Here is a 14,502-nt window from a genome sequence, read left to right on the forward strand (position 1 = left end):
AGAGCCGGTTAATACCGGCTCTCTCTTTATCCCTGAGGCATAAAATTACCACTCAGCATATTCATCGCTTCAGGGTTTACCTGTCCCTGTATCTCCTGCATCATTTCAGGAGAAAATCCCTGCATCTGCCCGTTCTCTGCCGATTGTTCAGCCGATTCTACGGACTGTAGCAATCTGTCTTTAAATGGCAGTGTTGAGTTTTCAAGCAGCATCTTTAATGTTATGGCTCCGCCTTTGAACATATCTAACAGGAATGTATCCATGACAGACCTGTACGCAGCAGTAGATGTGCTTTGAGCAAGTGATATATCCATCTCCGAGTTTTGGACGGTTTCAGGATTATAATATTTCGACTCTTTTGAATAATACACCCCGGCCGTATTAATGAACTTCCTGGAGTCATAATACTGCTGCAACACTTTCATTAGTTTTATATCCCTGTCTGTGCGCAATGAATTGAATGAGTTTATAAGGTGTACTACATTAGTGGCCGCATTCTGCGCCTCCTGTGCATAGAGGCTGGCAGCAGTACCAGCTTTTGGCTCCTCCCCTCTTGCAGCTCCGTGAACTCCTGATATGTCGTTCATAAATGACATCATCAGGTTTATCATTTCATAGGTACCTACATTGTTATTATCCGCCTTTATCTGGTGTATCGATTCGCTTATCTTAATACCGGTCTTAGGTTTCATAACAATAACGGAACCAACTTTTACATAGGATTCAGCTATAGATTCAGGAGATTGCCCATTCAGCGCATCTGCATCTATTATAAGCGTATTCTTTGCCCCTGAGCTTATGATAAAGTCCTGGAGTATATACATCCGGTTAAGCATCCTTTGCGGGTCTATAAGGTCTTCTACGAATGAATGAGGTTCACCGTCGAACGAAGAATAGAAATTAAATGTGTAAGGATGGCCTTTATGCCAGTATGGGGATTCTCCTTCCGATAACACATTTCCGTATGGAGTTAGAAATCTGTAATACCAGTATTGGTGTATAGCCCACTCATACTTTATCAGCAACACGTCATCTATATCCACGCCCTGGGCAGTCGCTTCATTTATGCGCCTTTCATTCTCCGCTTTTATTCCGGATTCTTTATTTATATCTACCCAGTATAAAGACCCCTCAGCTTCATCGATACATCGTAGCCTTTGTTTGCTCTCAAATCTCCAGCTTTCTATTACTCTGCATGTATAATCATCCTGCGGAATATAAAAATCAAGGTTATCGATTCTTTTAGTGGTCATGTTTCCATACGATGATGATATACGTGTATTTATACCGTGGTATAATCCCCGGATATAATCAGCATCCTGTTTATTCTTCGCAAATGCCCTTAATACGTCAGCTATCCTTAAATCATGTATTTCCCCGATATGCCTTAAATCCCATCCCCTGGGGTCTTCCATATCCGCGTTCCAGAACATACGCGCCGGATTATTTATAAGTACGATACCGTCAAGCATTCCATTGGACGGTACTATGTCATACTTAATCTTGTAAAATGCGCATGCTGAAATGGCGTATTCGAACAGGTTTATAGCATCCAGCTCGGAAGTCTTATTCAGTTGTTCGTTAGCTTGTAAGGCTATTGTCATCATTTCGCCTATTTTTACTTCATCGCTGTCACGTACCGTACACACAGGTTCCGTCTGATTCGTCCTGAACTGTCCGACAATAGAATTCAGGAACCTGCGTATCATATTGTTCTGTAACGGGGTTTTACCCTGCATCATAATAGCCTGGCGTTCGGTTATAAATCCTCCCGGTCTGTCAGGATTAGGAATTAGATCTTCCCACTGCTTGCCGTATACATAACGACCGCAACGTTTACGTTTATGCCTTAATTCCCTCAGATCATACCAGTAAGCGGCACATTCTTGCAGTATATCCTTGTTATCGGCATAGTGCACGCTGTTCAGTACTTCGGATGCTTTATCGGCTTTTATGCCAAGCTTTTTTTTGTTGAATATTTTATGATTCATCTGCGGTCTATATTTATTTCTTCAAATTCCTTAATTAATTCTTCCTTTAGCTCTTTAATATATTGTTCCTGTTCTTTCAGTTCCGGCCCTTTTAACTCTTTAAGCAATTTCTCCTCATTTTTTATGTCGTTTACATAATCTTTAAGATATGAATATTCTTCGATTTCAGGCTTATCTTTTATTATACCGTCAAAGCTGTCCGGATATTCTTTTTCATATTGTTTATATTTATAATCGGCCGCTTCAATCTTTTTCGATATATTATAGTATTTATTATTCAGGTAGCTGTTATTTTCTTCAATATCCGCTTCTGATATATAGAATGATCGCAGAGGAGTATTCCTTACCTTTACTTCTTTTTCGGGGTCTGCCGCCCTGTCTGCCGTATCGGCCAGTCGTGATGCGAAAGTGAACTGCCCCCCAAGGTACGCGTTAAACACGTGGTATACCTTATCTGGGTTATAGTCTATATGTCCCTGTTCTACATTATCCCCGCCGGTTATATCATTTATGGCTTTCGATAAATCAACCATCCATTCCGGGGTTTTATATTCGCCTTTTTTATTCGTAAGAGCCTGTTTGTGTCCTGGCGCGTTTTCGTTCGCATATTGGTTATAAATCCTATTTCCGGCAAAATCCTGATTTATCGCAAGTTCAAAGAAAGGACGAATGCGGTCAGGGGTTAATTTAACCAATGATTTTGCGCCTATATCTTCAATATTGCCAACATCACTTCCCAGCGGATTTACAGGGAATAGATCTACCAATCCAAGGATACTATTACCGGCTGCCGTCAAAGCATCTTGCCGTCCTTCACAAGCCATCATAAAATTATCACCCATGCGTGTAAATACGCGTAATTCATGGGGCAAGCTGTATTTTATAAATCCGCTGCCCGTATAGATGCAAAGATGATTCTGCCTATCCCAGTCGCTCAGGTTGTAGTATTCTTCCAGTCCGTCATCACCGCCTATAGCGTAAGCCAGTAAAGATGCCAGATATGAAAGGCTACCGAATACGGCTACAGCTGCTGTCATTCTCGCCTTATTCTTAACAGCTACGCCTGCCAGGTTATACGCCGCTTGCAAAGCCGGGTTCACAAACATGTAATATCTTCTAAGGAAATCATTACCCATTTGCCCTGATCCGGTCTGGTTAAAGTTAACAGTTACATTCTTCGCGTCAGATATAGCCCGGTAAACCGATCGGCCATTTTCTATACTTGTGACGTATACAGAAAAACGGGACAGATTTTCGGCTATTTTATTAATGGCATCGATACTATCCGGCACATATTTCATCAATTCCAAAAGATTTGGATATCCCCTGATTTCCCGCTTAATATCCTTTTCTATATTTCCCTGTATCTTATCCAGTTCCAATGCCTGCATATAACCGGTTTCTCCACCTTGGAGTATAAAATCAGACAAGTGGCGGTCATATTTATTCGACATATCCATTTTTCCACGGATAAACCGTTGTAGCGCCATGAATGAACCCGGTATATTTCCTTGGAATTCAAGTGCATATTTAGCTCCTTCTTTTACACCTAGTATCGTGCTGGAAAACAGATAGTCCCGTTCAAAGTTTGTTACAATGAAATTCGGATTACGTGAAGTTACATTTCGGGCCCTCCAGTTTTGGGCCTTTTCTGCTGCATCTGCCGTTTTGTGCAAAAACTTCAATACACGCCCGTATTGTTTAGTATTTGTTTTCCGCTTGTGTTCTATAGTATTTATGCCCTTTATAGCACGACTCACCGCAGGATTGGCATTAATATATACTGAATATTCCGTACCATTCACATATACCGGTATCGTATGCTGTTCTTTCTGTATTGGTGTTGTAAATAATCCCAGATCGAATTTTCCCTGATGCGCTTTGCCTTCTTTCGAAAGTTCATACATGCGTTTATTAAACGATTTGATATTATTCGCGTACACTTCCGGATCTTCGGAATATTCTGGTTCTGTGGCTTGATATACAGGTTCGCCATCTGCATTTACTCCGGTTTGCATATACCACGTTTTATCGCGTGTTATTAGCCCTGTTTTATCTTTTCCGGCTATCCTGTACCATGATTTATTCAGGTCATTCCAATTTGCGAATTTAATAGCGCTGCTTCCCATCTGGTTTATATAAGCGAACGGAGATTCACTTCTGGAAACCCGCCCATTAGCTCTCTTCACCGGATCGGACATATAAGTGCCCATAGATGGGGAATAGTCGTAAATATCCTCTGCTACTGTTTGGTCGTGTCCGCGGAGAGGTATATAGTACCTTTGTTGTTTCAGCCTGTCATACTCTTCTTTAGAGATCCTTCCCGATTCATACAATGTCTTCAATATATAATCGGTACTCTTCTTTTTTGTTTCCCAGAATTCATTTATAAGTTTATCGCCTGCTTTATTTTCAAATTCAGATATGAAAGCTTCTGCGCTTGTCCCGACCTCTTCCTCTACGGCTGCCACACCGGAATAGTCATTCGGTAGACGGCTTTCAAAATCAGCTATTTGCTTTTCAGTTGCTTTAGGATGTTGTTCCTTATATGTATCTATAGCCTCCCGCCTCTTCAGCGGATTGCGCTCCAAAGAGCCGAATTTAAGTATCGCGTAATTCTCGATATCCCGCAGGCTAAATCTTTTTTTCTCTATTTCGGCTATCTTAACTGACAATGGCTTCATGTATGTTTTATCGAATGCATCGTATTGAGCCTTAATTTTACTTCCCGTAGAGCTTACCCGCATATGATAATCATCGATATCATCTATCCTGGTACCGGCCTTACGTAATGTATCGAGAAATATCTTAGTAGGTAACCATCTGTCGAAGTACGCTTCCCTGAATTTATTAAAATCCCTTCTTAATTTTTTATCCAGTCTTTTTGCATCTTCTTTACTTATACCGGAATTTAAATCTTCCGCTATATCCTCTACCGCCTGAAACCTTATATCTTCACTCTCACTGCTGAAATCTCCTGTATTTTCGGTAGCAGATTTTATTTGATTAGGATCGAACACAACAGTTTCTTCCCTAAAATCACCATTAAAATACACACCGTCATAGCCCTCCGATTTTAGATTATCGGAAAATTCAATGGAAACATCCCTGTCATTCTTTTCTGATAATTCTAAATTTTCTTCATTCGTTGCATAATATGGCTCCCTTATATTAAGGAAGGCTTCTATACTATTATCCCCATAACCGTAGCTTTCGCTTTCATCTCCATAGAAATAGAATCCGTCACCCAGCCAACCTGCATCTGTATTTTGTCCGTTTCTGGTTGCGTCAAACTCGGTAAATATATTCGGGCTTCTATGATAGAATATCTTTGGTTCCCCGTTGTTGTCCAACATCTTACTTGCCTCTTCCGGATCATTCTCCCAATCACCAAACCAGTTTTTGAAGTTAGCGGTACGTACTTGCAGCCATTGCCTTTCATCCAGGTTAGTAGGCTTACCATTTGGGGCAAGCATAAATGTACCGTCATTAACCGAACTCTGCTTTATCTGCTCCATTTCGGATACTATCTGTCCCCTAGCGTCTCGCCGTACTTCCGATGGTATAGCATCTATTATATAAAGGTTCCCATCTTCACCTTCCATTACATTTTTAAGATGGATATCCTCTATAGTTACTTCCCCGTTACTGAAAGCATCAAGCCCGGAAGGATTCATCCCGAAGTTGTCTTTCATATAATTTTCAACTCTCTTTTGCTGGTCGGTAAGGGATTTAATGGAGGTAACCTGACTATTGAGCGACTTACCCTTAATATATGGCTGTTCCACAACAAAGGAAAATCCCTTATCGTTTTCAGTAAAGCCAACAATTTTATACGGAGTATCTTTAAATAGTTGGTTGAATAATAAAATACGGTTATTTAAAAAGTCAGCTGGAGTGTCGCTGTACTTGGAATAGTTAACTACCTTAGTTACCGTTTTGCCATCTTTATTAAGGTAAACATCCGCTTCTTTACCGGATGGCATTTTCTTTGCGGCATTGGATGCTATCTCTTTTTCATCCATCCATATGCCTTCCTGTTCAGCGTATTCTTTTAAGGATTTTTCCTGTTCGGATTTACCTGATTGTGGTCTTTGTACATTTCGTCTATCTGCCTGTCTATAGCTTCCCAGTCGGGCGGCGACTTGTGCATTTCTTCCACGGCCTTTTTCATTTTCTCCTGATGCTTCTGAATCTGCGGCCAGTATTTGCTTTTCGTTATATCGTACATTGCCGGTGCTATTAGTTTTCTCAAAGTTATCGCTTTTTTTCGAATCTACAATATTTTTACCCCCCAGCAATTCTTTTACAGCCTTGTCTGTAAAATCCTCCAGCGTCATATCCTCAACATTCACAGAGAACGAGAAACCGAAGGCTTTTTTAATAGAATTCCATACATCATTAAGATATGCTTTCACACGGGCATACAGAGATAAATCCTGCTGTTCTTTCCACACAGATTCTCCTTTGTTTCCAATAAACCTTGCGAGAGCTTCGTCTGCAATCCTGTCTATAGCTTCATCAGTAGGTTTATTAATAGAATCATTATTTTCTACCGAAAGACTTACCTGCCCCGCGCTTGTACCTTTTAATAGATGACGGTATGCGGGATCAGTAAATACCTCATTGAAATACCGGGATTCCTTTATAAGCTCCTTCCCCCTGGCCCATAATTCAGGATTATTTGCTTTAATAAAGCTGTTCCATAAATGCCCGAACTCATGTACAGGAGTATTTGCGTTCATCTTATCCGGATCGAGGTAAACACCTCCATCCTTAGTGACGAATCCGTAAATATCTCCCTGAGGGGTGGACATGAACCTTATCTTATCCACTATCTCGACAATGGCATCATCAAATACAACATAGTTAAAGCCTTTTTCCCCGTCAGATGGCCTGAATGTGCTTTGAGCCGGATATTGAATACCGTCAAAGCCTGCCCGAAGGAGAAATTTGGATGTATCCGCCTTGCTTTTAAAGATTCTGGTGTCCAGACCGTAATATACACTCTCTCCGGTTAAATTTTTGCTGAAATCCCTTGGGAATGTAGTATTGAATTCTTTTTCCAGTTGCCTGTCTATGATATTCATCTGTTCATCCGACAGAGGCTTATCCCACCGTATAAAGTTCAGGTCATCATCTACATTTACTTCATATAGGTTTGTCTTACCCTCAGGTAACAGCTTTCCTGTCTCCAGTATCTTTATTTCTTTTCTTACCCGCTTCTTGTCGCTCCAATCTTCCTGAAGTATTTTCCGGAGATATTTCAATGCCTCATCTACATCTCCGTTTGCAGATTCTAACGCTTCCTTTGCAAGTTGATTAATGGTAGCATTTTCTACATATTTTTCAGGTTTTAGGGTTTCAGCGTACCATTTGGCGATATCCTTGCGTTCCGTGAAATATAAACCCCAGCCGAAAGCCTGTACTCCTTCTCCCGTACCCATGAAACTTGTAGAAAAAGCCTTGAACGAATGCGGACTGCCATGCCATAGCCTCATGAACCGTTCTGCGCCTTCTTTACCAGCCAGGTTATCTAGATACTCACGCATCTTCACCTTATCCACAATCACATTCTTTGCAAGGCCTGTTTTCTTTAGCTTTTTTATCAGGTCATTGAACTTTTTAGCGGTAATCGTTTTGAAAGGAGATTGAGAAATATATTCCCTTGCGCTTGTATTTTCAAAGTTTTGGACTATATTTGTGGCAGAATCGAGGAGTTTTTTAACGTCAGCGGGGTTACTGCTGTTTAAATAGCTTCTCGATTTTATTTTTTCACCCAACCATTCATATAGTTTTTCCTTGTTTCCGTAATCCATCAATCCCTCGTTTATCCAATTAGCTATATTATTTGTTGTCCTTGGATGGATACTTCGAATACTATTGACTTCAAGTTTTCCCCTATTGCTATTTGTTTCTATTACTGCTACAAAGTTTTTACCACCTTGTTTTAGTTCTGTGAGTATTACATTACTTCCTATATGCGTAGCACTACGGAATACAGCCAATGGATTGTGTATAGCTCTGGGTAGGTCTTTAACCTCTGATAAATCGAACGGGTGGTTTTCCTGATTTGATTTATGTAACAATCTTGCGCTCGCCATTTCTATAGGCAAATCCGGTATTCCCGCGCTTTGCAATATAGAAGAAGGATTGCCCAGCGAATAAGTATGCCCTTTCGGCAATGTACCATCTATCTGCTGTTGTAATTGTTGATTAAAGGTATTGTTTACGGATTCAAGGGTATTGGAGGCCTGCATAGCTTTAATTCCTCCTTCTATCCCATCACGAATGAATATCTGATCTTTACGGGAAACATCTTCCGTTTCGGAGGCTAAGGTATTAAGGCGTTCTTCCTGAGTCATATTCATTCGGGATTGAACATTACGGGCCTCAACTTCTCCTCCCAACTTACGGTATTTGATAAACGAACTTGTATTATCCATATCATCAAACAACTGCCAACGATCCGCATAACCATATTTTTGAGCAAGCGAGTCAAGTTTTTTTCCATAAAAATTAATAGGAGCTAAAGACCTGTCCCCGTTAGACGTCTCTGATAATTGATTGAATAAGTCAATGGTGCGCCCACCCTTAAATTTAGTATTTGTTATAAATTCTATCGAGCGTAATATTTCAGGATAATCATCTTTAAATGTAGATGTATTGCCCCCTTCAGCAAATCCTTCTATATCCTGTATGGCATGTTGTATTTCATGTAACAATACATTCCTGAATCCTTCATCGATAGCATTGATATCGAACAGTTCACCAGATTGCATTTTTCCATCTTTATATGCAGGGATATATGCTGATAATTCAATTGTTTTGGTTGAAGAATTCCATGAACCTGCCTCTAACCGGGTATCGACTATTTTAACCTTAACATCTTTCAACTTAGGATAGGCTTCGAATAATGCTTTGTCAACCAAAGCCTCTTCTAATGGAATAGACTCACTTGTATCTAAATCTTTAAATGCTTGCGTAGTATGGCTGTCAGGTATCTCATACCTCCATTTGCCATCCGCACCACGCTCCCATCCGGTAGCAAGCTTGATTGCTTTAGTGTCCTTCTCTGCCGTTTCCATATCACGGGCAATATTAAGATTGTCAAGTCTCGTTGTGGCTTCTTCGTATTGATCCAGGTTAGCGGCTCCCTGCTCTCCGATGAACTGCATCCGTATATTACTTTCATCTATAGTGCTTCCGATATCTATCCCGCGTCTTTTGGCCTCTTTTTGCAATTCAGGCAATAACAGTTCTTCCGTCATAGCAGGAATGCCTGTTTTACCATCATTCGTGTTCGTGGGGGTATCCAAATTCTCCACATCAAAGGAATTTACTATATCGAAACTATCCATTTCTTTGGACAATGTTTCCATACCTGGAGCATACCTGGCACTTTCGTAGAACGATTTGAGATATGGGCGGACATTATCACCCAGGTCTTCTATCATCCGGTTTGCGAAGTCTGCAAACTTACGCGCTCCGGCTTCTATATGGTACATTGCCATTTGTGTACCGATGGTAAACAGTTCCGGATCAAAACCCATATTCAGATTGTTGAGCTTGTCCCGCATTCTTTTTCTTAATTCTTCGTATTGTTCGGAAGAGATAAGCGTATTAGATGCACCATAAGGAGAAGAGCCTTCTTGAGTCTCCGGTTGTTCGTTTACTGTTGACTGCTCACTGTTTACTGTTGGCTGATTTTGTATCTCCTTATACTCTGCAAACGGTTTGATACGCTTTGTATCGCTTTCTGCCCATTTACGGAATGTTTCCACATCTACTTCCGTGATATTGCCTAATCCCTGCCAGCCTTTTTCATAGTTGGATAAATATGCTTCCCTAGCTTCATCTATGGAATCGAAACCCAGCATTACCTTATGCTCATCAAAGCTGCTATCCTGAGTAACTTGGTCTATAACGAATACTTTATTGCTCTCAGGATTACCGCCCAAGAACACATCAATATGGTCACTATCTTTACCCTCAGTACCACGAATATAGCCGTAAGTATTATTCATCGTGACGCTCCATTTCTTACCGGTAGCATCTACACCACTACGGACAGAGCCTTTTGGCTGCTCTATGGAGATATCAAAGCCTTGTATAGTTACATGTCCTTTCTTATAGTTCCCGGCTTCTTTCTGGGCTTCAGTAGGGTTAGTATCTGTTTCAGCTTCAGCCTGTGCAATTTTATCTTCAATAGTTTTCGGAGTATCAGATACTTTACTATCTTTGTTGCCAGAAGATAGTCCGGTAGAGTTGGGAGAATTTACAGCTGTTTCAGATATGCGGTTCTCAGTGTCCATTACCGGACTATCAGATAATCCCTCATCAGAAGTATATTGCGGATAATTGGGATTCGCCAGAACTGACTTTTGTTGAGGGGTTATCATTTCACTCTCATACAAAACTTCTTCATTTCCGCTTATCCCCTTTTCCTTGTTAAATACTGTGGATATCGCATTTACATCAATATCTCTTCCAGCTTTTTTAACATCCACGCCCACAACGACAAATCCATTATCGGTATCTATAGTTGTATAAAGTCGGTAACCGTCTTTTTTATCCGTCTTTCGAGTAATAGCAAATGGATTTTTTATAGCTTCAGGCAATTGCTTCCATATTTCAGGAGTTAATGTATGGTCGGCATCTTTATTTATATGCCTGGATATTACACCGTACGACATCGTAAATTTATCGCCTGTAATACCTAGTCCTTTCATAAATTCAGGAGTTAGGGCTACATTAAAATGTTTTCTTTTCAATCCTTCCGCATCTCCCGCGAATATTTTATCAATAGCCTCATCAAACGACACTTCATTTTGTCCTAATTCCTTCGACCCCACATCATGTAATACATCTTCAACTGATTCTCCAGCAGTTCCGTTAGTTGAGGATGCTCCGGCAGGTTGTTCGCTTGTATCAATGTCGATGACAGACTGCTGAACGCTTCTATCAGTTCCTCCGGATCTTGTATCTTCTCCAGCCTGAACATCTGTTCCGCTACCTGTTTGCTGTCCTTTCTCCAGCTGTTCATCACTAACGCTACCTTCTGATTCATTTTCAGTATTATTTGATTTAACTTCGTATCTTTCCCTTATCACATTATCTATAGCCTCTTTCCGAATCTGCCATTCAGAAATGGCTTTGCGTGACGCTTTCTTTTTATTGATACTATCTGCACTGTCTAACTTCTTTTGTTCGGATTGTATCTTTTTCGCAATATTATCAGACACGGAGATAAGCTCCTTGTGCGTTTCTTCCGGACCTTCTTCATTCTCATACAGTGTAGCAAAATCGGCAGGGCTTTGTTCCAGGAGAGCATCATAATCTATCTCTCCGTTTTTCTGTTTAGGGGCGTTAGCTATGACTGCATTCAGATCAGGCTCAGACTGCGCTGATCTTTCTTTAAGTATATTCTCTATCTCCTGGGGATAATTTTGCTGAAATTGTATTTCTTCGGCATTCCATTGAGTATCACCATTTATAATATTATCCGCAATACTTGTTGCTGTTACCGCGCCGGTTTCTGACACATTGCTTTGTTTTGCCAGCGTATAACCCTCATTATTCGAGATTTCAGGTTGCAAATTATCAGTTTTTTGTTGTGCCTGTTGACTACTAACTGCCCCCTGATTTGTCAGTCCGATAATATTTTCAACAGGCACAACATTTCCGTCGATATCTATCATGCCCTGCGAACGTAAACCGTAAGCATCGTTGACAGTACCCTGTACCGTTTCGCCTCTCTCATTCCTGTATTCAACCAGTGAACCATTATCCACACCCTGTATATTATCCTCGTCTATGATTTGGCTTGGCTGTATGGCGATTTGCTGAATTCCTTGTGGTGTTTCTACCGAAAGCAGATAATTACCGGACTGATCCATTCCTGCTATTTCTCCGAATAAAGGAATATTATTTACATTCGCACGTACTGTCTCTCCCTGCTGGTATTCCCTTGTTTCGTCATTAGCGTCCTGAATATCTATTTGCTGCTGGACTATATTCCCGGCTTCTTTTATCAGATCCTCCGAACTTTCATCGGATAATACCTCAAGTATATCATTCTTGGAAATCGGCTTCCGTTTGCCATCGGAAGGGTCGCTATAGTAGAGTATATCCGGCGTTTCCTGGATATTCACCGTTCCATCCTCATTTAATACAATATTACTATCCCCAGTCAGGTTTATTTCTTCAGGATATAATTTTGTTCTTATGGTAATGACGCGGCCACTAGTCGTAGAATTATCCCTAACCATGTCGGATACAGTTTGTTTAGACTGATCTATACGGCCTTGCTTGGCTCCCTGATAAGCATCGTAAGTAAGGGAAGCTTTATACATGTTTATCGCCGCTGTCTTCTGTGCAGCACTATATGAATTATTATTAAGTATGTCATGTAAAGCCTGCTGTTTATTAATAATCGGAACATTGGACATAGTAAGCGTTGTTAGCGGAATACTCATGTCGCTAACTTCCTTGCCGGATAATTCAGGAAAATGAGAGTAATAGTTGGTTACGGATTTATCATATGACCTGCGAGCCCCGTACTTCATTATCTTGTCACCCCCAAAGCTTACCAGGCCCGCCCCACTTCCTATTGAAAGTGTTGTAAGGAATGTAATAAACTGTTGATTCGGGTCTGTCAGGTCAGACCATTTAGCCTGTCCGTCTTCGAAGAATGAATGTAGTATAGTAGCGATCTGTTCTTCTGTAAACTCGGATGGAATACCATTCCACCCTGACTTTTGCATGAAATCCGTTACCAGTTGTTTAAAAGGTGATCCCGCAATCTTTGTCCCGGCTTCGACCGCATTTCCGGATAATAATCTTTTCAGGGCCGATGTGCCTTGATTTATAGCTCCACCGGAAAACTCAGATACATTCTCTATTGTATTTGACGTGAATGCATTTAACAGGGCATTTGTAAAACCCATCTGTTCTGCATTACCCAGATAATAAGGTTTACCGTTCGCATCATAGCCGTATGTAACCTGCCCCGTCATATTGTCGAACATATCCCTGTAAGTATGAGGGTTTATCGCTGCTATTATAGAGCTTCTACCAACCGCGTCTGCTACATTAAGTCCTGCATTAGTTAGTTGGGCTCCAATCCGGGCCGTAGCTGCTTTTGTACCTTGCCTGACAGTATTGGCTGCTATGTTTTTTATCCCTGTTTGAGCTGCTGATTTAGCGCCTTGCGTTATACTTCCGGCAAGTCCACCGGTAATTGCAAAACCTGCCATAAATGGCATTGAACCCATAACTGAACTTGTAGCTTTTTGCGCCGTAGTCTGCCTGTCTCCCATGATATCCTGGTATGCCTGGTTGTTAGACATGGCAGACATGAGCAATCTATCTTCATCAGTAACCGTTCCGCTTTCTATCCGCTTCTGCAACTGATTTACGGCAAACCAGTCATTCATGGAGTTGGCAGCCTGAAAGGCTCCCAGGGTAGTAATATCCATTCCCATTTCTCCGCCTCCGCGTACAGTTTCCCCGAATATCTGGTTTAATATGCTTGTATCCCCTTCCTTAATTGCCTTCATGAGATTCTTTTGCTCATTGATCTGTCTCCTCACAGTACTAAGGGTAATCTGTTCATCGGTCACACCCTGCCCCGATGACTGAGTTGCCCCTCCTAGCATCTTGTTTCCAAATATCTCCTGCCATGAAGGAGTATTCTTTTCTTCGAGCTCCTTTAATTTAAGTTCATTCTCTTTAATGCTGTTCTCAAGAGACTGGATGTAATCTTTTTCCTGTTTTGCTATATCCTGTCCGAATTTTGTATTGGCGATGAAATCCCTGATAAGTTCTGATTGTTCGGGGGTATTTTCATTTACAGTTCTATGATACATACCACCACCCATTATACTTGGATTGTACATGGGTATCTGCCTTTCTACCATATTAGATTTCAACCACCGTCTAGCCGCTAACGGCAAATCCTTATCCTCTATCGAACTGTCCGATACACGATAATTCGTATTGAAATAGTCTTTCATTGCCTGTTTTTGTTCAGGCGTATAATCCGGATTATCTTGTGTTGAACGTAACCAGTCTTTCCGTTGATTATATATATCATACTCAAGGTTGAATCTTTGCTCAGGTGAAAATCCGGCAAAAGGATCGCTTTTTTGTTCAGGCTGTGCAAATTGAATTCCTTGTGCTGTAGCTCCCCCGATAGCCCCGCCCATTATACCCGCATAATCCTGAGGAACATTGTCGTCAGGCTGTTGCACAGGAGTTTTTTCGACCGGAGTATCAGTTTGCTTTTGAATATTCGATTGTCGCGGGGTTGAGTTAGCTGATATTGCCGCTGAAGCTCCAGCCATGCCGGCGGCATATCTATTTTTATCATATTCGGATATTTCTTCCTGTGTAGTTTGCCTGCTACCGGGATATTTAGACATAAATTCACGCTCACGTCCACTAGGTACTTTTTTATATGCACCCTCATTATTTATATATACATTAAAATCAGGCATAATAAATCTAA

2 protein-coding genes are annotated in these 14,502 nt (G+C 41.0%); both read right to left on the reverse strand.

Features of this window, described 5'->3' with window-relative positions; genetic code table 11:
* Positions 1–26 precede the first annotated feature (26 nt).
* A complete protein-coding gene (locus ACYQ3L_RS11455; RefSeq protein WP_380000135.1) occupies positions 27–1,991 on the reverse strand; it encodes a portal protein in 1,965 nt (654 codons plus the stop codon).
* Complete coding sequence (locus tag ACYQ3L_RS11460) at positions 1,988–14,491, reverse strand: MuF-C-terminal domain-containing protein (RefSeq protein WP_380000137.1); 12,504 nt, start codon at positions 14,489–14,491, stop codon at positions 1,988–1,990. Before ACYQ3L_RS11460 ends, ACYQ3L_RS11455 begins: the two co-directional genes overlap by 4 nt.
* Between the last annotated feature and the right edge of the window lie 11 nt (positions 14,492–14,502).

It is taken from the genome of Dysgonomonas termitidis, assembly GCF_054657735.1.